The following is a 21,852-nucleotide window of genomic DNA, read 5'->3' on the forward strand; positions in this document are numbered from 1 at the left end:
ATGCTGATCGGCGAACTCGCGAAGCGGACCGGGACGACCACGCGGACGCTGCGATTCTACGGCGAACAAGGCCTGCTCGACGCGGGGCGGACCGCGGCGGGCTACCGCGTCTACGAACCGGCCGCCGAGCGGCGGGTGCGCAACATCCGCGAACTGCTCGCGGCGGGGTTCACCGTCGAGAACGTGCGGGCCTTCCTGCCGGTTCTCGACCGCGATCTGCCCGCGGTGTTCTCCTACACTTCGCAGTGCGCGAGCAAGTTCGCGATCGCGGAGGAGCGCATCGGCGAGCTTCGCGAGCGAATCGCCACCCTCACCCGGCTCCATGATCGACTTGTCGACATGGTGCCTTGGCTCGGCGAACCGGTTCAGGACAAGGCTTTGACGTAACGGTGGCACCGCAGCGGGATCGGGCCGTCCACATCGGCGGCCGCGTAGTCGAACAGGCCCTCGTCGCGCCAGCCGTTGCGTTCGTAGAACCCCCGTGCCCTGGCGTTTCCCGCGACGACCCCGAGCCACGCCTGCTCGTACCCGCCTTCGGAGACCAACCGTTCAGCTTCGGCGATGAGCGCCGAAGCCACCCCCGATCCCCGGTGCTCGCGGGCGAGGTAGACCTGCTCGACCTCGTCGTCGACCACCATCACGAACCCGGCGACCGCGCCGTCCACGATCAGCACGGTGGCGTCCTCGACCCGGTGCCGGGCACGCGCGGCGAAGGACTCCTCGGTGCGGACGGCCACCAGCTTCTCGGGGACGTGCCCGAGATGGCCGTCCGCCCAGCCGACCCGCCAGATCTCGGCGATCCGCTCCGCGTCGTCGGGATGTGCCGGGCGGAACCTCGTATCGATCGTCACTTCCGCGAGTCTAGGCCGCGTCCATCGCCCGCAGCACGCGTTTGACCGACACCGGGTGCGCCGTGCCGAGCGTCTGGGCGAAGAAGCTCACCCGCAGTTCCTCGATCATCCACCGCACGTCGCGCAGCGCGGGCGACGGCGAGGTTCCCGGTGGCACCGCGTCCAGCAGCCGCTGGTACTCCTCGGTCACCCAGGCGACCTCGCGCAGCCGCTCGATGTCCCTTGCCGGATCGGTGCGGAGCTTGTCGATCCGCCGTTCGATCCCGCGCAGGTACCTGACCACATTGGACAAGCGGTCGAAACCCGTCCGCGTCACGAAACCCTTGTACACCAAGCCGTCCAACTGAGCGCGAATGTCGTGCAAGGACTCCGCAGGGCCTTTCGCGTCCGCGAGCGCGGTCTCGGCGTCGTTCGCCGCGCGCAGGATCCGCTCCACTTCGGACAGTACGGAAAGGACGGTGGAGTTCAGTCCGGTGCGGACCTTCTCGGCCAGCGCGCCGAAGCCCGCCTCGTCCCACACCGGGCCGCCGTTGTCGGCGACGAGCTTGTCGATCGCGCACGAGATGCAGTCTTCGAGCAGTGCGGGCACGCTGCCGTGCGGGTTGCGGTTCAGCACGAGCTTCGCCTGGTTGCCGAGGCTGCGCGTGATGAACTTCATCGGCGACGGCACCGCGAGGCGCAGCAGCCTGCGCGTGCCGAGCCACATCGCGTGCTCCTGCTGCGCCGGGGTGTCGAGCATGCGGACGGCGACCGTCTCGCCCTCGTCGACCAGCGCCGGGTACGCCTTCACCGCGTGCCCGCGCTGGGTGCTCTCGAACACCTTCGGCAGCTCGCCGAACGCGCCCGAGGTCAACCCGGCCCGCTCGATGCTGTTCGCCGCGGTCGAAATGGTCGCGCGGACCTCACCGCTCAGCTTCCGCTTGAGCGCTTCGAGATCCTTGCCCTCGGCGAGTTTGCGGCCCTTGTCGTCGGTGACCCGGAACGTCACCTTGAGATGCTCCGGCACCAGCTCCGGCTGCCACGCCTCGGGCGGGATCGGCACGCCGCGGAAGTCCTCCAGCTCGCGCGCCGCGACGTCGGTCACCGCGCCGTCGTCGGGATTCGCCCGCGCCAGCACCAGTTTCGCGTGGTCCGGTGCCGGGACGAAGTTGCGCCGCACCTGTTTCGGCAACGACTTGATGAGCGCGGTGAGGAGTTCCTCGCGCAAGCCGGGCACCTGCCAGTCGAACCCGTCCGCGCGCACCTGGTTGAGCACCGGCAGCGGGATGTGCACGGTGACGCCGTCCGCGTCGGCACCGGGTTCGAACTGGTAGGTCAGTCCGAACCGCAGCGCGCCCTGCGCCCAGGTGTCGGGGTAGTCCTGCTCGCTGACGTCTCCCGCGGTGGCGTTGATGAGCATCGTCTTCTCGAAGCTCAGCAGGTCCGGTTCGGTGCGCCGGGTCTTCTTCCACCAGCTGTCGAAGTGCCGGGACGACACCGCGTCCTCGCCGACGCGCTGGTCGTAGAACTCGAACAGCGTCTCGTCGTCGACCAGGATGTCGCGGCGGCGCGCGCGGTTTTCGAGATCCTCGACCTCGTCGAGCAGCGCGCGGTTCTCCTTGAAGAACCGGTGGTTCGTCTGCCAGTCGCCCTCCACGAGGGCGTGCCGGATGAACAGCTCCCGCGACAGCTCGGGGTCGATGCGGCCGTAGTTGACCCGGCGGCCCGCGACGAGCGGCACGCCGTAGAGGGTCACCTTCTCCATCGCCATCACCGCGCCCTGGCGGCGTTCCCAGTGCGGTTCGGAGTAGCTGCGCTTGACGACGTGCTGCGCGAGCGGCTCGACCCATTCCGGCTCGATGCGCGCGTTGACGCGTCCCCACAGTCGCGAGGTTTCCACCAGTTCGGCGGACATCACCCAGCGCGGCTGCTTCTTGAACAGCGCCGAACCGGGGAACACCGAGAACTTCGCGCCGCGCGCGCCGAGGTACTCACCGGTGGCGGGGTCCTTGAGCCCGATGTGCGAGAGCAGGCCGGAGATGAGTGCCGTGTGGACGTGCTGCGGATCGGCCGGTTCGGTGTTGAGCGTGATGTCGAGCTGCTTGGCGAGCTGGCGGAGCTGGCTGAAGATGTCCTGCCATTCGCGCACCCGCAGGTAGTTCAGGAACTCCGCGCGGCACAGCTTGCGGAACTGGTTGGCGGACAACGCCTTCTGCTGCTCGCGCAGGTACTCCCACAGGTTGAGGTAGGCGAGGAAGTCCGAGGTCTTGTCCGCGAAGCGCGCGTGCTTCTCCCCCGCCGCCTGCTGGTGCTCGGCTGGCCGCTCGCGCGGGTCCTGGATGGACAGCGCGGCGGCGATGATCATCACCTCGCGCACGCACCCGTTCGCCGCGGCCTCCAGCACCATGCGGCCCATCCTCGGGTCGACGGGAAGCTGTGCGAGCTTGCGGCCGACCGTCGTCAGTCGCTTGTGGACATCGGTTATCGAAGGGTCGAGCGCGCCCAGTTCGGTGAGCAGGTGCACGCCGTCGGTGACCTGGCGGCGATCCGGCGGTTCGACGAACGGGAAGGCCGCGATGTCCCCGAGCCCGAGCGAGGTCATCTGCAGGATCACCGACGCGAGGTTGGTGCGCAGGATCTCGGGATCGGTGAACTCGGGGCGCGCGTCGAAATCGTCCTCTGTGTACAGCCGGATGCAGATACCGTCCGAAGTACGGCCGCAGCGGCCCTTCCGCTGGTTGGCCGACGCCTGCGAGACCGGTTCGATCGGCAGCCGCTGGACCTTCGTCCGGTGGCTGTAGCGGGAGATCCTCGCCGTGCCGGGGTCGATCACGTACTTGATCCCGGGCACCGTGAGCGAGGTCTCCGCGACGTTCGTGGCCAGCACGACGCGGCGCCCGGTGTGCCGCTGAAACACCCGATGCTGGTCGGCCGCCGAAAGCCGCGCGTACAGCGGGAGGATCTCGGTGTTGCGGAGGTCCCGTTTGGACAGTGCGTCCGCGGTGTCGCGGATCTCGCGCTCACCGGAGAGGAACACCAGTATGTCGCCGGGCCCCTCGGCGGAAAGCTCGTCCACGGCGTCGAGAATGGCCTGGGTCTGGTCGCGGTCGGTGTCGGGATCGGGGTCGTCCGGGTCCACCACCGGCCGGTACCGCACCTCGACCGGGTAGGTCCGCCCGGAGACCTCGACGATCGGCGCGTCGTCGAAATGCCGCGAAAACCGCTCCGGGTCGATCGTCGCCGAGGTGATGATCACCTTCAGCTCGGGGCGGCGCGGCAGCAGCTGCTTGAGGTAGCCGAGGATGAAATCGATGTTGAGGCTGCGCTCGTGCGCCTCGTCGATGATCAGGGTGTCGTAGCGGCGCAGCATCCGGTCGGTCTGGATCTCGGCCAGCAGGATGCCGTCGGTCATTAGCTTGACCAGCGTGTCGTCACCGGAATGATCGGTGAACCGCACCTTGTAGCCCACGGTGGCGCCGGGCTCGGTGCCCAGCTCGCCCGCGATCCGGTCCGCGACCGTGCGCGCCGCGAGCCGCCGCGGCTGGGTGTGCCCGATCTGGCCGAGCACACCCCGCCCCAGCTCCAGGCAGATCTTTGGCAGCTGCGTGGTCTTCCCCGACCCGGTCTCCCCCGCGACGATCACCACCTGGTGCTCGCGGATCGCGGCCGCGATGTCGTCCTTGCGCTTGCTGACGGGCAGTTCTTCCGGGTACTCGACCCGCGGAACGCTCGCGCGCCGCAGCTCGACCCGCTGCTCGGCCGCTTCGACGTCGCGGGTGATCTGCGCGAGGACGGACTCGGCGTCACGGGCCTTGCGCGCGCCGTCGATGCGGCGGCGCAACCGGTTCCGGTCGCGCGGCATCAGCTCGGGGAGACGGGCCCGCAGCCCGTCGAGGGGGGATCGCGTGGACATACTTCAGCCGAGGATAGCGGTGCGTGACCGCCGGACGCCTCCGAATATGCGCCACGCGACTCGGTCTCAGCGGCCGGGCCGCCCCTGCTGGTTCGGTGGGAACTGCTGCTGAGGGAACTGCTGGGGCGCCTGGCCCGGCTGCGGGAACGGCTGCTGCGGCGGCTGACCGGCCTGGAACGGCTGCTGCGGAGCCTGCTGCGGGAACGCCTGCTGGGGCGCGGACGGCTGCTGCTTGCGCTTGCTCAGCACCACGTGCGCGACGACCAGTGCCAGCCCGAGCACACCGATCACGGAGCCGAGCGCGGGCTGGTAGTCCTCCGCCCAGATCAGGATCGCCAGCTGCCGATCGCTCCAGTAGTGGAAACCCACCGAACCGAACCCGAGAATCGTGAGCAGAACACCGGCTCTGAGCATTGATTTCACCTCGAAGACTCGTCCGCCGCGGCCGGGCCCGGCCGCGCGCGGCGCTTCGACGGCGGCGCGCGCGATTCGGTTCCCCGCCAGGCCGATCAAATGCGCACGAGATCGGCGGCACCGAGTTCGGCGACCGCCCGGTGCCCCGAAAGCCCGAGCGTGAGGTCGAAATCGGCGAGCAGGCTCCGCAGCACGTGCCGCACGCCCTCCTCACCGTCGTGCGCGAGCCCGTACACGTACGGCCTGCCGAGCAGGACGGCGTCGGCGCCCAGCGCGAGTGCCTTGAGCAGGTCGGCGCCGGTGCGGACACCGGAGTCGAACAGGACCTCCGTGCGGCCGCCGACCGCAGCGACGACGCCGGGCAGCGCGTCGAGCGAACCGATCGCGCCGTCGACCTGGCGGCCGCCGTGGTTGGACACCACGATCCCGTCCATCCCGGCGTCCACCGCGCGGCGGGCGTCGTCGGGGTGCTGGATGCCCTTGAGCACGATCGGCCCGTCCCAGTGCTCGCGCAGGAACGGGAGCTGGGCCCACGCCTTGTCGGTGCCGGTGACCATGGAGATCCAGCGCAGGATCGCCGACGCGGGATCGTCCTCCGGCGTCTTCTCCAGCCGCGCGCGGAACACCGGATCGGAGAACGGGATCGCGACGCCGTCGCCGTGCAGGAACGGCAGGTATGCCTGGTCGAGATCCCCCGGCCGCCACGCGAGCGTCCACGTGTCGAGCGTGACCACGAGCGCGGTGTAGCCGGCTTCCTTGGCCCTGGCGAGGATGCTCGCGCACACGTCGTTGTCGTTCGGCCAGTACAGCTGAAACCAGCGGGGGCCGTCACCGTTCGCGGCCGCGACGTCTTCGATCGTGTTCGACGACGCGGTGGACAGGACCATCGGCACGCCGAGCGCGGCCGCGGCGCGGGCGGTCGCGAGCTCGCCGTCGGGGTGCACGATCGTCTGGACGCCGACCGGGGCCAGCACGAGCGGCGCGGGTACCGGCGTGCCGAGCACGGTCGTGGTGAGGTCGCGGTGCGTGGCGTCGGTGAGCATGCGGGGCACGATCTTCCAGCGGTCGAACGCGGCGCGGTTGGCGCGCGCGGTGGCCCCGGCTCCGGCGGCGCCCGCGACGTAGGAGAACGGGCCCGGTTCGAGCACCCTTTCCGCCGCCGCTTCGAGCCCGGTCGCGTCCGTGGTGAACGCCGGTGTGGTACCGGCGAGGCCCTGCAGGTAGATCTCGTTCTGGTAGCCACCGAATGCTGCTCCGGTCACCTGACCTCCTCGTCGTCAGCCCCTCGATACCCGGCGGTAGCGTACGGGTTCGCGCCTCTGAACGGCGTCAAGGGCGGATAAGGAATATCCGGGGCACCGAGGACGCTGACCGGGTCAAGTCCATGCAAACGTATGGACTTCGGCGTCGGGAGGCACGCGGTGGACGGCTCACGGGATCGTCGGCTGGGCGGCGCGCAGCTTGTCGCACAGGCGTTCCAGGGTGCGCAGCTCGTCCGCGGTCAGCGCGCCACCGACGTACTTGCCGATCGCCGCGGCGTGCGCGCGCCCGACCCGGCGCTGCACCTCGGCACCCCGGGCGGTCAGCCGCACGACCGTGCCGCGGCGGTCGCCCTCGTCGGCACCCCGTTCGACGAGGCCGTCGGACTCCATCCGGTCGACGAGCCTGCTCAGGCTCGGCTGCGTCAGCAGGATGTGCTCGTTCAACTCGTTGATCCGCAGTCCCGCGTCCGGGAACCGGGACAGGTTGTACAGCACGTCGTACTCGCGCAGCGACACCTCGGCGTCGCGGTGGGCCCGCTGGAAACGGCGCATCAGCGTCACCTGCGCGCGAAACAGCGACTCCCACGCGCGCGTCGCGTTCGCCATCTCACCCCCGCCTTCTGAGTTCGGAGAGGATCACATCATGCCCGCCATCACCGTTCCCGACCTGCTCGTGCTGCCCCGCGTGCCGTCGCCGCCGTCCTCGGCCGCCGACCGCGCGGTGCGGCAGGTCGTCACCGCGCACCAGCAGCTCGAAGGCGCCGGGTTCGCGGTGCGCCGCCCGTTCCCGAGCGCGGACCTGCGCGGCGCCGACCCGTTCATCCTGCTCGACCACCTCGGTGAGGTCGCCTACGAACCGCATGAGGCGAAGGGCGCGCCGTGGCACCCCCACCGCGGGTTCGAAACCGTGACGTACCTGATGGACGGCACGTTCGTGCACCACGATTCGCACGGGGGCGGCGGCGTGATCAACGAGGGCGACACGCAGTGGATGACCGCGGGCTCCGGCGTGCTGCACGACGAACTGCCCAGCGAGCAGCTCGTCGCCACCGGCGGCTGGTTCCACGGCGTCCAGCTGTGGGTCAACCTGCCGCGCGCGCAGAAAATGGTCGACCCGCGCTACCAGGACATCGCCGCCGACCGGCTGAAGCTGCTGACCTCGGACGACGGCGGCGCGATCATCCGGCTCATCGCGGGCGATCTCGGCACGTTCTCCGGCCCCGGTGTCACCTACACGCCGATCACCTACGCACACGCGTCGCTGAGCCCCGGCGCGCAGGTGCGCGTGCCGTGGCGGCCGGACTTCAGCGCGCTGGTCTACGTGCTCTCCGGCGAAGGCACCGTCGGCGCCGAGGGCCGTCCACTTCGGACCGGTCAGCTCGCGGTGCTCGGCGATGGCGAAGCCGTCACCGTGCGCGCGGACGCCCGCCAGGACAACCGGACCGGCCAGTTCGAAGTGCTGCTGCTCGGCGGGGCGCCGTTGCGGGAGCCCGTGGTTCAGTACGGGCCGTTCGTGATGAACACCCGCGAGGAGATACTGACCGCGATGTCGGACTTCCAAAGCGGACGGATGGGGCACATCCCCGCCGAGCACGCCGGACGGCGGCCGGGCGACGGCAGCTAGAGCCGGTGGCCGACGGTGACGTCGACGTGGTCGGGGACCTGCTCGTGCCGGTCCCCGACCGTCAGCGTGCCAGTCGGCTCGAACAGCAGGATCGACGCACCGTCCACTGAGGACGGACAATGTTCGGTACCTTTTGGCACCACGAACACTTCACCTCGGTTCAAGGTGACCACGCGTTCGGTTCCTTGTTCTCGCAACGCGATGTCCAGTACGCCGTCGAGGACGAGGAAGAACTCGTCGGTGTCGTCGTGGACGTGCCACACGTGCACGCCCTTGACCTTGGCGAGGCGCACGTCGTAGTCGTTGACGCGTGCCGCGATGCGCGGGCTCCACAGTTCGTCGAATGTGGACAGTGCCGCGGTGAGGTCGATCGGTTCGGTCATGCGTCCATCCTGCCCTTGGTGACGACCGCGCGAGCGTGCTAGAAATCGCACATGTCGCCTGGATTCTCGCACCGGATCGTCATGATCGTCGACGAAGGGTCGAACCCGTTCGAACTCGGCGTGGCGACCGAGCTGTTCGGGTTGCGCAGGCCCGAACTCGACCGGCCGTGGTACGACTTCGCGATCTGCTCCGCAACCCCATCCGCCCAGCTCCACCTCGGCATGTTCACGGTGTCCGGCGTCGGCGGGCTGGACCTGATCCGCACCGCGGACACCGTGATCGCGCCCAACCGGCCGGATCCCGAGGTGCCGCCTTCACCTGCTGTCGTGGCCGCGATCCGGGACGCGGCCAGGCGGGGCGCGCGGCTGATGAGCTTTTGCACCGGTGCGTTCAGCCTCGCCGCGGCGGGAGTGCTCGACGGACGGCGGGCCACCACGCATTGGCAGTGGGCGGATCGGTTCGCCCGGCTGTATCCGGAGGTGCGGCTCGCGCCGGATGTTCTGTTCGTCGAGGACGGCCCCGTGTTCACTTCGGCCGGTAGTGCCGCTGCGTTGGATTTGGGGCTTCGTGTGATTTCGATGGACCATGGCGCCGAGGTCGCGGCGGCCGTGAGTCGCAGGCTGGTGTTCGCGGTGCATCGGGATGGCGGGCAGCGGCAGTTCGTGGAACGGCCTCTCCCGTCAGTGCCGGATACTTCGCTCGCTCCGTTGCTGGCGTGGGCGCTTGAGCGGTTGGATCAGCCGTTGGGGGTTTCAGATCTTGCCGCTCGTGCTTCGGTGAGCGTGGCTACGTTGCATCGGCGGTTTCGGTCCGAATTGGGGATTACGCCGTTGGAGTGGCTGACTGGGGAGCGGGTTTCGTTGGCTTGCCGGTTGATCGAGCGTGGGGAGTCTCGGTTCGATGTGGTTGCCCGGTTGAGCGGGTTGGGCGGGGTTTCCAATTTGCGGGCTCAGATGAGGCGGCGGGTGGGGGTTGGGCCTCGGGATTATCGGGCCCGATTTTCGGGGGCACGGTGACAGGCACGCCTGCGGCGCGCCCGCGACACACTGTCGGTCCCGATTCTTTTTCATCTTCTGTTTCGCCGTGGGCACATTGTGGCAGGCAGTGATCTTTTGAGTGCACGATCGATTGACGTCCGCTTCTTTGCTGGTCGGTAGAATTATTTCATGACCACCAAACTGATTTCCAAGTCTGATTCTGCCCGGCGGCGCGTGGCGATTATTCGATATCAGCAGGCGATGTTACTGCGGGATATCGCCGATATAGAACAGGAGTCGTCGCGAAGATCGACGGTGGGTCAAGTAGCACTGTTGTGCTCCTTGAGCCAACCCGCGGCGGAACGGAAGACGGCGCTCGCTGACGCGTTGACCTCATACCTGCCCGAGACACTGGCCGCGATGGAGAACGGGCTCATTGACGAGTATGCGGCGTCGCGGGTGTTCGAGGCTACCGCGTGTACCTCCCAGGAGGTGGCGTCCGAAGTGGACGCTCGACTAGTCGGGAAGTTCGAGAACCGCAACGCACCTGCGCTGCGCAGGATGGTCAACTCCTTGCTGATGCGCATCGATCCCGAAGGCTACGAACAGCGACGCAAGGCCAAGGCGGCGGCGCGCAGGATCGAAATCCGGCACGGGGATCACGGGTCGTCGTCCCTGTTCGCCGAGCTGCCTTCAGATCGCGCGCAGGCCCTTTACGCGGCCTGTGACCAAGACGCGCTCGCGAAAAAGCGCCAAGGTGCTCCGGAAACCGTGGACCAGCTCAGGGCCGATGCCTTGGTCGAGCGATGCCTGGGTGGCGCTTGTGGGGGCAAGCCGAAAGCGCAGATCTTCCTGCACATCGACATGCCCACGCTCATGGGACTGCGCAACAACCCCGCCGAACTGGTCGGGTGTGGCGAGATTTCACCGGAGTTGGCCCGCGAAATCGCCTTCGACGCCAACTCCGTCTGGAACCGCATCATCGACGAACCCATGTCTAAACTTCCCCTCGATCTCGGCCGGAAAAACTACCGACCCTCCAAACGCATGCGGAAATACCTCCAAGTCGCCCACCGGACCTGCTGCATGCCCGGCCGCACCCGGCCCGCGCAGTACACCGACCTCGACCACGCGCAGACGTGGAAAGACGGCGGCGGCACCGACAAAGTGAACCTCCGGCCGCTGTGCCGGGTGCACCACAAGTTGCGCGATGAACCCGGCTGGACCTTCACCACCAACCCGTCAACCGGCGCACTCACCGTCACCACACCCGACGGCCACACCTACACCGAAGACCCCCACCGGATTCGCCTAGTCGGAAATCCCGGCCACCACCTCGACAGGCTGCTCGCGAGGGAACTTCACGTCGGGGATGAGGTGGTCCAGCCCGCGCTCACGCAGCCACCTTCGCGCTTCGTCGCGAACCTTCCTGTTCGGATGCGAATTCAGCCGTTCGAGCCTGAGCTGTATGCGCTCCTCGAACTCTTCAGGCGGCGATTTAACCATCGTCACTGATCCCTTCGGCAAGTTCGGCACAAGCGGAGCAGTGGTACAAAACCTTGTTGTAGCGCTTTCGGCTGGCTTCCCAGATGGCCCCGCACAGAAACTCCACGAACACCCCGTCGGGCGGCAAGGGCGTATCAAGTAGATGCGACACGCCCCCACCGCTGTTCACCCAACGCCATCGATCACTCATCGTCTTCGACCGGACCGTTGCCGTCTGGGTCTTCAATGCCTCCGTGCATGTCGCGTCGCCAACTCACGAGCCCTGGTCATCTCCCTGTCTCTCGGCTGCACCCTCAGCGTGGCCGCGCGGTCACGTACCGGGCAGGGAAAATCGAGGGGAAGATGCGGGAAGACGTACAATGAGCAGGTGAACGAGCGTCTACGGGCCGCGCGACGACGTACACCGTCACGCCTCCGTGTCGGAGAGATGAGCAGGGACGAACTCGCCTCGCTCGTGGCGCAGTGGATCACCGAGCACGACCCGAGGCACCGATTCTCGGCCTTCGACGGCAACGCGCTGGGGAAGCTCGAACGCGGCGTCGTGAAGCGGCCGCGCGAAGACGTCCGCATGGCGCTGTGCGAACTGTTGAACGCCACCGAGACCGAACTCGGGTTCTCACCCGACGAAGAAGACGAGCGCGTCTCCGCCGCTGCCTCGGGACGCCTGCACACAGACGCCAGAGCACTGGCCGCGATCGCCGACGCACTGGCGCACCTGCGGCAACTCGAAGACTTCACCAGCGCGGCGACCGTCCTGCCCAACGTTCTCACCCAACGCGCCACGGTCAGAGAACTAGCGCGAAACGCCAAAGGAAACGTACGAAAGACCGCCATTGGTTTACTCAGCGAACTTGAGCAATACCTTGGCTGGCTGAGCATCCCGATGGGCCGGTGGAACGCCTCACTCGCGCATTTGGACCGTGCGAGCGTTCTCGCCGTGGAAGCCGATGATGCTTTCAGGCTGAGCACAGCACTGTCGTTCTCCGCATACCGTCATCTTCGGCGTGCTGACCTCAGCAGCGCGGAAGCGTTGAACGCGGCGGCAGCCCGAGACGAACGTGTTCATCTCGGGCTGCGAACCTACGTCACCTTTCAGCGCGCGGAAGTTCTCGCACGCGCTGGCAGCAAGAACGAAGCGCTGAAAACCTTGAACAAGGCCGAGAACATGGTGGGACGTTTAGCGAACGACGACGAACCGCTCCCGCCGTCGGGATATTGGTACGTTCCCTCGTTCTTCCGAGGGCAACGCGCGTTCGTCCTGCGCGCGCTAGGAGACGCGAAGGAAGCACGGCGCGTTGCCCAGGAAGCGTTGGACGCGATGCCGCCCGGTTGGAAGACCAGCGAGTGGGCGGTCCGGCGTCGAAAGCTCGCCAGCTAGCCGACGGTGGGTCAGGGTGCGGCCGACGGAAGGTCCATGATGCCGGTGGCTTGCGACCAGGCACAACGCCACGTGCCACCGGCATCGGTGTAGACGTCGGTGTGCCAGGCCTCGTGCCGCGGGATGTCCGCGCCGTCGACGGTGAGTTCGATGACGCACCGGTAGCGGAGAACGACGACGTCGGTGCCGACGATGGCATCCACGTCGCCGATCAACTCCAGTTCCCGGTAGGCGACCCGCCCGGTGGTGAGGAGATCCAGGTATTCGGCCTTCGTCCACACGGTGCCGGTCGGGTTGCACAACCGGTACTCCTCGGCGTGCAAGCGGTCGTAGGTGCCGCGATCCACGTCGAGGAGACAGCGAATCCGATCCTGCTCAGCCTTGATCACCTGGCTCGCCACAGCGTCGGTCATACCCGCTCCTAATCCACTCGTCCGGTGAGCATGGCCGTTGGCTACACGCTATCGGCTAGCCGATGCTCGACAGGTCGCCCGTCTTCAGCGCCTCCGAGGTGACCTTGATGTCGTTGTCCACCAAGCGTTGCAGCGCGTCGCCGTCGTCCCAGACGTTCACGTTCATCGCGGCGCGCACCTGGCCGTCACGCACCCAGAAGGCGATGAACTCGCGGGCGGCCAGGTCGCCGCGGATCACCACCTCGTCGGTGTCGACGTCGGCGAGGCCGCGGTACTCGCAGCCGAGGTCGTACTGGTCGGAAAAGAAATACGGGGCCTTCAGGTACGGGTCGTGGTCGCCGAGCAGGTTTCCGGCGACGTGCGCGCCCTGGCCCTTCGCGTTGTCCCAGTGTTCGACCCGCACGCGCCTTCCGTAGCGGGGGTGGAAGTGCGACGCGATGTCGCCGACGGCGTACACGTCCGGTGCGGCGGTGCGGAGGCCCGCGTCAACGCTGACGCCGCCGTCGTCGGCCATTTCGAGGCCCGCAGCGTGCGCGAGCGAGACCCGCGGGGCCGCGCCGACCGCGACCAGCACCACGTCCGCCTGGAGTTCGGTGCCGTCGGACAGGCGGACCGCGTCGACGCCGTTGTCGCCCGCGATGAGTTCGGCCACGCCGGTACCGAGGCGCCAGGTGACGCCGTGCTCGGTGTGCAGGTCCCGGAACACCGCGGACACCTCGTCACCGAGCACCGGCTGCAGCGGCGAGGCGATCTGGTCGACGACCGTGACCTCGGCGCCGTGCTTGCGGGCGGCGGCCGCGGCCTCGGTGCCGATCCAGCCCGCGCCGACGATCAGCACCTTGCCCGCCGAATCGAAGGCCGACCGCAGCGCCAGCGAATCGTCGATGGTGCGCAGCGTGCGGACGCCGGGAAGGTCACCGCCCGGCACCGGGATAGCGCGCGGCTGCGAGCCCGTCGCCAGCAGGAGGCGGTCGTAGCGGTGCTCGCCGCCCTTCGCGTCCAGCACGAGCCTGGCGCCCAGTTCGATCCGCGTCGCCGTGGTGCCGAGGTGGAGATCGATGTTGTTCGAGGCGAAAAAGCCTTCGTCTTTCACCCAATCGGGCTCATCGGCGTCGCCGAGCAGAACACCTTTCGACAACGGGGGAAGCTCGTACGGCCTATGTTCTTCCGAGCCCAAGAGCAGCACCTCGCCGTCGAAGCCGCGTTCTCGCAGGCTCGTGGCGGCGGTCGCACCGGCCAATCCGCTCCCGACGATCACCACTCGGTTGGGCCCGCTCATGGAAACCTCCCACGTCACGTGAACATTCGCGTGGGGACAGTACCGCTGTCGGTACGCGCCGTCAGCCCGGCGAAACTCGTCGGTAGTTTTCGCGTCACAGCCCGCTCACCGCCACGTCCCAAGCCCGGAACGCACCAATCTTGGGCCTATCGGGAAGGCGGAGAGAACGTGTCGTCGAGGGATGAGTGGTCGGTCAGCTGCCGAGATCTGTCCGGGCGGCGCCGGGACCTGACGGTGTTCGTGAGCAGTGACAGGGTGGTCATCGTGGCGCCGCCTGGCGAAGCCGCGGTGCTCGCCCCGCTCGACGTCGGCAGGCTCCGCGCCGCGCTGCGGGACGCGGTCGTCGCGGTCGCGCAGCACCCCGCATGACCCCGCGGGCTCGCATTACTACTCACGAGTAGGTAGACTCAGCCCGTTCGTTGACCACGTGCCAAAAGGGTGTCGAGCAAATGACGAGCTACTTCGTGACCGGAGCGACCGGCTTCATCGGCAAGCGCCTCACCGCGCGGCTGCTGGCCAGGCCGGAAACCACCACCGTCTACGCGCTCGTGCGGGAGACCTCGAAGGGCCGCCTCGCCAAGCTCGCCGAGGACTGGCCGGAGCGCGGACGACTGGTCCCCGTGGTCGGCGATCTCACCGAGCCCTCGCTCGGCGTCGACCCCGCCACCCTCGATCCCATCGATCACGCCGTGCACCTCGCCGCGGTCTACGACTTCACCGCCGACGACGACGCCAACCACGCCGCGAACGTCGAAGGCACCCGCAACGCCCTCGCGTTCGCCACCGCGGTGAACGCCGGGCTGTTCCACCACGTCTCGTCCATCGCCGTCGCGGGCACGCACGCCGGGCGGTTCACCGAGTCCGATTTCGACCTCGGCCAGCGGTTCGCCTCGCCGTACCACCGCACGAAGTTCGAAGCCGAGAAACTGGTGCGGGAGAACGGTTCCGTGCCGTTCCGGGTGTACCGGCCCTCGGCCGTCGTCGGCGACTCCCACACCGGCGAGATGGACAAGATCGACGGGCCATACTACTTCCTGCCGACCATTTCCCGGCTCGGCGCGCTGCCATCGCGGCTGCCGCTCGCCGGGCCCGATTTCGGTGCCACGAACCTGGTCCCGGTGGACTACGTCGTCGACGCGATGAACTACCTCATGCACCGCGACGCGCCCGCGGGCGCGACCTACCACCTCGGATCACCGCGGCCGCAGTCGCTGACCGAGGTGTACAACGCGTTCGCGCGCGAAGCCGGTGCGCCGAGGATCGGAGCGACCCTGCCCGCGGGCGCGTCGGCGGCGTTCCGGAAAGCGGGCACTCGCACCGTGAAACTGCTCGCGAGCGCGCTCGACCGCGTACCGGGCGGGCGCGAGGCCGGCGAAACCCTGGTGGCGGAACTCGGTGTGCCACCTCAGGTTCTGCCGCACCTGAGCATGGCGGTGGACTTCGACACCGCGCGCACCACGGCCGCGTTGTCCGGCAGCGGCATCACGCTTCCCGGACTGCGCGAGTACGCGGGCCCGCTGTACCGGTACTGGCGCACCCACCTCGACCCGTACCGCGCGCGCCGCGGCGACAAGGGGAATCCCTTGCGCGGCAAGGTGATCATGGTGACGGGAGCGTCCTCGGGCATCGGCGCCGCGAGCGCGGTGCAGATCGCCGAGCGGGGCGCGCGGGTGCTGCTGGTCGCCAGGCGCGCCGACGAACTGGACCAGGTTCGCCGCGGTATCACCGAAACCGGCGGCGACGCGCACGCCTACCAGTGCGACCTGACCGACAGCGACGCCGTCGACGCGCTCGTCAAGGACGTGCTCGCCGAACACGGCGCGGTGGACATGCTCGTCAACAACGCGGGCCGGTCGATCCGCCGCTCGCTGCGCTACTCGACCGAGCGCGCGCACGACTTCGAACGCACCATGGCGATCAACTACTTCGGCCCGGTCCGGCTGGTGCTCGGCCTGCTGCCGTCCATGGTGGACCGCCGCTTCGGCCACATCGTGAACGTCACCACGCAGGGCCTCCAGACCGACACACCCCGGTTCTCGGCGTACCTCGCGTCGAAGGCGGCACTCGAGGAGTTCGGCCTCGCCGCGGGTCGCGAACTGCTTTCCGACGGGGTCACGTTCAGCTCGGTGCGGATGCCGTTGGTGCGCACCGACATGATCGCGCCGACCGGGATCTACCGGACGCTGCCGTCGAGCAGCCCGGAAAGCGCGGCGAAGCTCGTGGTGAAGGCGCTCGAAACGCGCAAGGAGATCGTGAACCGGCCGGAGGGCACCGCCATGGAGCTCGCCACCAGGGTCGCGCCGCGGACCGCGCGGGCGATCGCGCACCTCGTCTACCGCGTGGCGCCCGAATCGGCGCCGGAGGTTCGCGGGCGGGGCAAGGCGCGCGGGCCGTTGAGCGCCGTCGTCAAGACCGTCGTGCGCGGACTGTCCTGACGCAACGGTCCGCGCACGGGCTCCCCCGACCCGGGGTCGCTAGGTTAGCCTAACCAATGTGGAGCAGACCGTAGACACGATCACCGAGCCGCGGCAGGACACCGGAACGCGCCTGCACGCGGAGGAACTCACCCTGGCCTACGACGGCAGGACCGTCGCCGAGGACCTCGGCGTGGTGATCCCCGACCAGTCGTTCACGATCATCGTCGGCCCCAACGCGTGCGGGAAGACCACGCTGCTGCGGGCGCTCGCGCGGATGCTGAAACCCCGCAAGGGCACGGTCTACCTCGACGGCGACGTGATCGGCTCGCTGCCCGCGAAGCAGGTGGCGCGCAAGCTCGGCCTGCTGCCGCAGAGCTCCATCGCCCCGGACGGCATCACCGTCGCCGATCTCGTCGGCCGCGGCCGCTACCCGCACCAGCGCCTGCTCCGCCAGTGGTCGCGCGACGACGCCGCGGTGGTCGAGGAATCCATGCGCGCCACCGGTGTCGAAGACCTCGCCGAGCGGCTCGTCGACGAACTGTCGGGCGGGCAACGCCAGCGGGTCTGGATGGCGATGGCCCTCGCGCAGGAAACCGATCTGCTGCTGCTCGACGAGCCGACCACCTACCTCGACATCGCGCACCAGATCGACATCCTCGAACTGTGCGCCGAACTCCACGGGCGCGGGCGCACGCTGGTCGCGGTGCTGCACGACCTCAACCACGCGGCGCGCTACGCCACGCACATGATCGCCATGCGGGACGGGCGGATCCTGGCGACCGGCACCCCGGAAGAGGTCGTCACGGCCGAGCGCGTGCAGGAGATCTTCGAGCTGCCGTGCCAGGTGATGCCGGACCCGGAAACCGGCACCCCGCTCGTCATTCCCAAGGCCCGCCGCTGAGCCTCGGCGGTAGGTTCGCGGTATGCCACAGGATCTTTGGACCGCCGTCGACACCTACTTCGCCGACAAGCTGCTCCCACCGGACCCGGCGCTCGATGCCGCACTCGAAGCCAGTGCGGCGGCGGACCTTCCGCGGATCGCGGTGACGCCCCACCAGGGCAAGTTCCTCAACCTGCTGGCGAAGATCGCCGGTGCGCGGTCGATCCTCGAGATCGGCACGCTCGGCGGGTACAGCACGATCTGGCTCGCGCGGGCGCTCGCGCCGGGCGGGAGCCTCGTGACGTTGGAGGCCGTTGCGAAGCACGCCGAAGTGGCGCGCGCCAATCTCGCGAAGGCCGGGCTCGCCGAGGTCGTCGACATCCGGGTCGGTCCCGCGCTGGACACCCTGCCGACGCTGACCGGCCCGTTCGACCTCGTGTTCGTCGACGCCGACAAGCAGAACAACCCGCACTACTTCCAGTGGGCGGTGCGGCTGGCGAAACCGGGCACCGTGATCGTCGTCGACAACGTGGTCCGCCAGGGCGCGGTGGCCAACGCGACCAGCGAGGACGAGGCCGTCCAAGGGGTTCGCGCACTGCACGACGTGATCGAGGCCGAGCCGCGCGCGGAGGCCACCGCGCTGCAGACGGTCGGCGCGAAGGGTTACGACGGGTTCACCATCGTGCGCATAGCGAAGTGATCCACGTCACCCACGTTTGAGTGACCCCCGTCCTGGGTACAGAAGGTCCCGTAGAAGCTCAAGAAGCGGGCTTCCCGGCTGTGTGCCCAGGAGAAACCAGATGGATCCCGACCGTCGCCTGGAAGAGCTGTTCGCCGAGTGGCGTGCGGATGTCGACAGCGTCGCGTTCCCGGCGATCATCACCGAAACCGTCGTGCTCCCGCCCATCCCCGCGCAGCGCCGCGGTGACGAAAAACTCCTCGACGTCGGTTAGTCCTTCTCCTCGTTAGGCTCTTCGCAGGACAACCCGACGAGAAGGACGGACGCGATGAGCCCGAACCCGCACGATTTCCTCGACCTCGACGCCGACCTCAGCAGCGAGGACAGGGACATCCGCGACGCGGTGCGGGACTACGCGGCCGATCAGCTGCTCCCCCAGGTGGCCGAGTGGTACGAGCACGGTTCGCTGCCCGCGCGCGAGCTGGCCAAGGGCTTCGGCGGGCTCGGCCTGCTGGGCATGCACCTTCAGGGGTACGGCTGCGCGGGGACTTCGGCCACCGCGTACGGCATCGCGTGCCGCGAGCTGGAAGCCGTGGACTCGGGGCTGCGCAGCTTCGTTTCCGTGCAGGGCTCGCTGGCCATGTACGCGCTGCACCGCTGGGGTTCGGAGGAGCACAAGCAGGAGTGGCTGCCGAAGCTCGCCGCGGGCGAGGCGCTCGGCTGCTTCGGCCTCACCGAGCCGGACGCGGGCAGCGACCCCGGCAGCATGCGGACCGCGGCCCGCCGCGACGGCGACGACTGGGTCCTGAACGGCACCAAGATGTGGATCACCAACGGCACCGTCGCCGACGTCGCCGTGGTGTGGGCGCAGACCGAAGAGGGCGTGCGCGGGTTCGTCGTGCCGACGGACACGCCGGGGTTCACCGCGAACGAGGTCAAGCACAAGCTGTCGCTGCGCGCGTCGCTGACCGCGGAGCTGGTGCTCGAAGACGTCCGCCTGCCCTCGGCCGCGGCGTTCCCGGAGGTCCGCGGTTTGCGGGGACCGTTGAGCTGCCTCAACGAAGCGCGGTACGGGATCCTCTTCGGCGTCGTCGGCGCGGCGCGCTCCTGCTACGAGGCGGCGCTCGACTACACGCTGAGCCGCGAGCAGTTCGGCAAGCCGCTCGCCGGGTTCCAGCTCACCCAGCGCAAGCTCGCCGACCTCGTGGTGGAGGTCAACCGCGCCGGGCTGGTCGCCACCCGGATCGGCGCGCTCAAGGACGCCGGGCGGCTGCACCACAACCACGTCAGCTTCGGCAAGCTCGCGAACGTCCGGTCGGCGCTGGAGGTCGCGCGCACCGCGCGGGCGATGCTCGGCGCCAACGGGATTTCCCTGGAGTACCCGGTGATGCGGCACATGGCGAACCTCGAAACGGTGCTGACCTACGAAGGCACCGAGGAGATGCACGCGCTCTCGCTCGGCCAGTCCGTCACCGGGATCGCCGCGTTCCGCTGACTCACCGCAGTGCGACGAGCCCGCTTTCCTCCTCCGGGAGCGCGGGCTCGGCCACGGCGCGGACCGAGGTCGCGGTCAGGTCCAGCTCGGCGCCCAGCGTGGTGAGGAACGCGGTGTCGGCCGCGTCCCGGCCGGTGGCGATGCGCACCATGCTCGCGCGCGGGGCGAGGTGCGTGGCGTCGAAGACGTACCAGTGCCCGTCGATCGCGGCCTCGAACACCGCGTGGAAGTCCATTGGGGACAGTCCGGGCGCGTACACGGCGACGAACCGCGCCGGGATGTCGAGCGCGCGGCACAGCGCGACGCACACGTGCGCGTAGTCGCGGCACACCCCGGCACCGGCGAGCATCGTGTCGATCGCGCCGTCGGACGAGCGGCTCGATCCGATCACATAGGACAGTCGCCGCGCCGCGAACGCCACGATAGCGTCCACTTTGGACCGAACATCGGGCAGTTCCCCGAACTCGGCGGTGGCCACCGCGAGGAAGCGGTCGGACTGGCAGTACCGGCTCGGCCTGGTGTAGAGGACGAAGTCGTGCTCGCTCACCGGCTCGGGTTCCGCCGCGCCGGGCGCGCACTCCGCGCGGTAGCCGATCGTGAGCGCGCCCTCGGCGAGGTCGAGCAGGTGCACCCTGGTGCCGTGCCGGAACTCGACCACCGGCGGCTCGCCGCCCGTCGCCGCCGGACCGGTGAGGGTCAGCTCCTCGCGCGCGGGCGAGGAAACCGCGACGGACAGCGCCACCCTGCCCGGTTTGGTGATCTGCAGGGACAGGTCCGTTTCGAGGCGGCACAGCGGGGACATACCGCCATCTTCGCTCACCCGTCCAGGAAGGTCTTCACCGCGGCGCGGATACCGCCCTCGTCCAGGCCGTGCGCGACGTCGTGGTCCTCTTCTTCGCCGTAGATCCGCACCTCGTGGTCCCGCGTGGTGCCGAGGGAAAGCAGCCGGTGGCGGACGCCCCGCAGCGCGTCGGCGACCGCGTGCGCGGAGGTCCCGGCGAGGTAGGGCTCCACCAGCACCACGTCCGGCGCCGCCGCGTCGACCGCGGCACGCAGCCCCGCCGCGTCGAACGGGCGGATCGTCGAGGCGTAGAGCACGGTGACGTCGGCGTCCGAAGTCGCCGCCAGCACCCGGTCGAGCACCGGGCCGACCGCCACCACCACACCCGACCGCCCGCGCCGCAGCTGCTGGAAGCCGACGCCGAGGTGCGGCGAGCGATTCTCCTGCGCGGAGAGCCGCAGGTACACGTTGGCGTTGCCCGGCAGCGATTCCAGCAGCAGGCGCTCCGCCTCGTCGGGATGGCCCGGCACGTGCACGGTCCAGCCGGGCAGGCTGTCGATCAGCGCCACGTCCCCAGGCGACTGGTGCGTGCGGCCCGCGGTGGGCATGTCGTAGGAACCGCCGTAGGACACCAGTACCGCGCCCGTGCCCTGGTGCACCAGGTCCAGCTTGAGCTGTTCGAACGGCCGCTCGACGAGGAACGACGAGAAGGTGTGCACCACCGGCCGCATCCCGGTGAGCGCGAGCCCGCCGGCGACCGACACCATGAGCTGCTCGCGGATGCCGAGGTTGAGCACCCGGTTCGGGTGGCGGGCGTGCGCGCCGTCGAGCTGCGCCGCCGAGATGTCGCCAAGCACCACCGCGATCCTGGGATCGAGGTCCAGCGCCCTGTCTATTGTGGACAGAAATCCGTCGCGCATGGTCACGCCGCCAGCTCCTTCGGTTCGACGGTGGCCACGACCGCGAGCGGCCTGCCGGGGTGTTCGGCGGTGAACACGGCGTACAGCGCGTCGTGGTCGCGGCCGTCGACCGTGCGCGTGGCCCAGCCCTCCACCTCGAACCGCGCCGCGATCCCGCCCGGCCAGCCGTGCGTCGCCGACGCGTTGTCCACCACGACGGTCGTCAGCTTTTCCAGCCCGGCGCGACCGGCGAACGCGATCGCCTCTTCGTTGGAACCCTCGTCGAGTTCGGCGTCCCCGACGAGGACCACGACCTTCGACGGGATCCGTTGCGCGCGCAGCCCGAGCGCGGTGCCGACCGCGATCGGCAGCCCGTGCCCGAGCGAACCGCTCGAAATCTCCACCCCCGGCACCCGCGTGCGGTCGGGGTGCATGCCGAGCCGCGAATCCCGGCCAGCCCAGCCGTCCAGCTCGCCTTCGGTGAGGAAGCCCTTCGCGGCCAGCACCGCGTAGTAGGCCATCGGCCCGTGGCCCTTCGACAGCAGGAACCGGTCGCGCCGCGCGTGGTGCGCGGTGGCGGGCGCGATCTTGAGCACCCGGTCGTAAAGCACCCACAGCACGTCCACTGTGGACTCCGCAGCCACCGAATGCTTTTCGTCACCGGTCATGCGGGCGATCAGCCCCGGCAGCTCTTCGTACCCCGTCGTGGTAACCATGGTCT

General features: G+C 69.0%; 22 protein-coding genes. 11 read left to right on the forward strand and 11 right to left on the reverse strand.

Going from position 1 to position 21,852, the window contains the following annotated elements:
• A complete protein-coding gene (locus HUW46_RS07345) occupies positions 1 to 387 on the forward strand; it encodes a MerR family transcriptional regulator (RefSeq protein WP_215546568.1) in 387 nt (128 codons plus the stop codon).
• Here HUW46_RS07345 and HUW46_RS07350 read toward each other — a convergent pair.
• The 5 genes from HUW46_RS07350 to HUW46_RS07370 all read right to left on the reverse strand — a co-directional run bounded on the left by HUW46_RS07350 (position 366) and on the right by HUW46_RS07370 (position 7,025).
• Complete coding sequence (locus tag HUW46_RS07350; RefSeq protein ID WP_254125898.1) at positions 366 to 851, reverse strand: GNAT family N-acetyltransferase; 486 nt, start codon at positions 849 to 851, stop codon at positions 366 to 368. The two genes, HUW46_RS07345 and HUW46_RS07350, sit on opposite strands and share 22 nt — an antisense overlap.
• Positions 852 to 861: 10 nt before the next feature.
• Positions 862 to 4,743: an ATP-dependent RNA helicase HrpA gene (gene hrpA / locus HUW46_RS07355; RefSeq protein ID WP_215546569.1), complete on the reverse strand. Its 3,882-nt coding sequence runs from the start codon at positions 4,741 to 4,743 to the stop codon at positions 862 to 864.
• 66 nt (positions 4,744 to 4,809) lie between these two features.
• On the reverse strand, positions 4,810 to 5,157 hold the full coding sequence (locus HUW46_RS07360) for a hypothetical protein (RefSeq protein ID WP_215546570.1): 348 nt from the start codon (positions 5,155 to 5,157) through the stop codon (positions 4,810 to 4,812).
• 95 nt (positions 5,158 to 5,252) lie between these two features.
• Entirely contained in the window at positions 5,253 to 6,419 is a 1,167-nt protein-coding gene (locus HUW46_RS07365; protein WP_215546571.1) for a lactate 2-monooxygenase, read from the reverse strand.
• A gap of 168 nt (positions 6,420 to 6,587) precedes the next feature.
• Positions 6,588 to 7,025: a MarR family winged helix-turn-helix transcriptional regulator gene (locus HUW46_RS07370; RefSeq protein ID WP_215546572.1), complete on the reverse strand. Its 438-nt coding sequence runs from the start codon at positions 7,023 to 7,025 to the stop codon at positions 6,588 to 6,590.
• A 37-nt stretch (positions 7,026 to 7,062) separates the two neighbouring features.
• Between HUW46_RS07370 and HUW46_RS07375 the strand changes: the two genes are divergently transcribed.
• The gene (locus tag HUW46_RS07375) at positions 7,063 to 8,043 is read left to right on the forward strand and encodes a pirin family protein (protein WP_215546573.1); all 981 of its coding nucleotides are present in this window, start codon (positions 7,063 to 7,065) and stop codon (positions 8,041 to 8,043) included.
• Here the strand turns inward: HUW46_RS07375 and HUW46_RS07380 are convergent.
• Positions 8,040 to 8,426 carry a cupin domain-containing protein gene (locus HUW46_RS07380; protein ID WP_215546574.1) on the reverse strand — a complete coding sequence of 129 codons (387 nt, stop codon included), beginning with the start codon at positions 8,424 to 8,426 and terminating at the stop codon, positions 8,040 to 8,042. The two genes, HUW46_RS07375 and HUW46_RS07380, sit on opposite strands and share 4 nt — an antisense overlap.
• A gap of 51 nt (positions 8,427 to 8,477) precedes the next feature.
• Between HUW46_RS07380 and HUW46_RS07385 the strand changes: the two genes are divergently transcribed.
• From HUW46_RS07385 to HUW46_RS07395, 3 genes are all read left to right on the forward strand, one after another.
• Complete coding sequence (locus HUW46_RS07385; RefSeq protein WP_215546575.1) at positions 8,478 to 9,443, forward strand: helix-turn-helix domain-containing protein; 966 nt, start codon at positions 8,478 to 8,480, stop codon at positions 9,441 to 9,443.
• A gap of 150 nt (positions 9,444 to 9,593) precedes the next feature.
• The gene (locus HUW46_RS07390) at positions 9,594 to 10,919 is read left to right on the forward strand and encodes an HNH endonuclease signature motif containing protein (protein WP_215546576.1); all 1,326 of its coding nucleotides are present in this window, start codon (positions 9,594 to 9,596) and stop codon (positions 10,917 to 10,919) included.
• A gap of 418 nt (positions 10,920 to 11,337) precedes the next feature.
• Positions 11,338 to 12,288: an XRE family transcriptional regulator gene (locus tag HUW46_RS07395; RefSeq protein ID WP_254125900.1), complete on the forward strand. Its 951-nt coding sequence runs from the start codon at positions 11,338 to 11,340 to the stop codon at positions 12,286 to 12,288.
• Between the two features lie 11 nt (positions 12,289 to 12,299).
• On the opposite strand, the gene HUW46_RS07400 is transcribed toward HUW46_RS07395, so the two are convergent.
• Positions 12,300 to 12,701: a nuclear transport factor 2 family protein gene (locus tag HUW46_RS07400; RefSeq protein WP_215546577.1), complete on the reverse strand. Its 402-nt coding sequence runs from the start codon at positions 12,699 to 12,701 to the stop codon at positions 12,300 to 12,302.
• Positions 12,702 to 12,756: 55 nt separating this feature from the next.
• Positions 12,757 to 13,980, reverse strand: a complete 1,224-nt coding sequence (locus HUW46_RS07405; RefSeq protein ID WP_215546578.1) for an NAD(P)/FAD-dependent oxidoreductase — start codon at positions 13,978 to 13,980, stop codon at positions 12,757 to 12,759.
• Positions 13,981 to 14,148: 168 nt separating this feature from the next.
• On the opposite strand from HUW46_RS07405, the gene HUW46_RS07410 reads away from it, so the two are divergent.
• The 6 genes from HUW46_RS07410 to HUW46_RS07435 all read left to right on the forward strand — a co-directional run bounded on the left by HUW46_RS07410 (position 14,149) and on the right by HUW46_RS07435 (position 19,451).
• The gene (locus HUW46_RS07410) at positions 14,149 to 14,349 is read left to right on the forward strand and encodes a hypothetical protein (protein WP_215546579.1); all 201 of its coding nucleotides are present in this window, start codon (positions 14,149 to 14,151) and stop codon (positions 14,347 to 14,349) included.
• Between the two features lie 80 nt (positions 14,350 to 14,429).
• Positions 14,430 to 16,415 carry an SDR family oxidoreductase gene (locus tag HUW46_RS07415; RefSeq protein ID WP_215546580.1) on the forward strand — a complete coding sequence of 662 codons (1,986 nt, stop codon included), beginning with the start codon at positions 14,430 to 14,432 and terminating at the stop codon, positions 16,413 to 16,415.
• A 58-nt stretch (positions 16,416 to 16,473) separates the two neighbouring features.
• On the forward strand, positions 16,474 to 17,298 hold the full coding sequence (locus tag HUW46_RS07420; protein ID WP_215546581.1) for an ABC transporter ATP-binding protein: 825 nt from the start codon (positions 16,474 to 16,476) through the stop codon (positions 17,296 to 17,298).
• Between the two features lie 22 nt (positions 17,299 to 17,320).
• Entirely contained in the window at positions 17,321 to 17,977 is a 657-nt protein-coding gene (locus HUW46_RS07425; RefSeq protein ID WP_215546582.1) for an O-methyltransferase, read from the forward strand.
• A gap of 100 nt (positions 17,978 to 18,077) precedes the next feature.
• The gene (locus HUW46_RS07430) at positions 18,078 to 18,230 is read left to right on the forward strand and encodes a hypothetical protein (RefSeq protein WP_215546583.1); all 153 of its coding nucleotides are present in this window, start codon (positions 18,078 to 18,080) and stop codon (positions 18,228 to 18,230) included.
• A gap of 54 nt (positions 18,231 to 18,284) precedes the next feature.
• Positions 18,285 to 19,451, forward strand: a complete 1,167-nt coding sequence (locus tag HUW46_RS07435; RefSeq protein ID WP_215546584.1) for an acyl-CoA dehydrogenase family protein — start codon at positions 18,285 to 18,287, stop codon at positions 19,449 to 19,451.
• A 1-nt stretch (position 19,452) separates the two neighbouring features.
• On the opposite strand, the gene HUW46_RS07440 is transcribed toward HUW46_RS07435, so the two are convergent.
• From HUW46_RS07440 to HUW46_RS07450, 3 genes are read right to left on the reverse strand one after another with little or no spacing between them, the layout of a single operon-like run.
• Positions 19,453 to 20,253, reverse strand: a complete 801-nt coding sequence (locus HUW46_RS07440) for a transglutaminase-like domain-containing protein (protein ID WP_215546585.1) — start codon at positions 20,251 to 20,253, stop codon at positions 19,453 to 19,455.
• 14 nt (positions 20,254 to 20,267) lie between these two features.
• Positions 20,268 to 21,158, reverse strand: coding sequence for a transketolase family protein (locus HUW46_RS07445; RefSeq protein WP_215546586.1), 891 nt, complete (start codon positions 21,156 to 21,158; stop codon positions 20,268 to 20,270).
• Positions 21,155 to 21,847: a thiamine pyrophosphate-dependent enzyme gene (locus tag HUW46_RS07450; RefSeq protein WP_215546587.1), complete on the reverse strand. Its 693-nt coding sequence runs from the start codon at positions 21,845 to 21,847 to the stop codon at positions 21,155 to 21,157. The genes HUW46_RS07445 and HUW46_RS07450 overlap by 4 nt, the downstream gene beginning before the upstream one ends.
• Positions 21,848 to 21,852 lie beyond the last annotated feature (5 nt).

The organism is Amycolatopsis sp. CA-230715 (genome assembly GCF_018736145.1).
Classification (GTDB): domain Bacteria; phylum Actinomycetota; class Actinomycetes; order Mycobacteriales; family Pseudonocardiaceae; genus Amycolatopsis.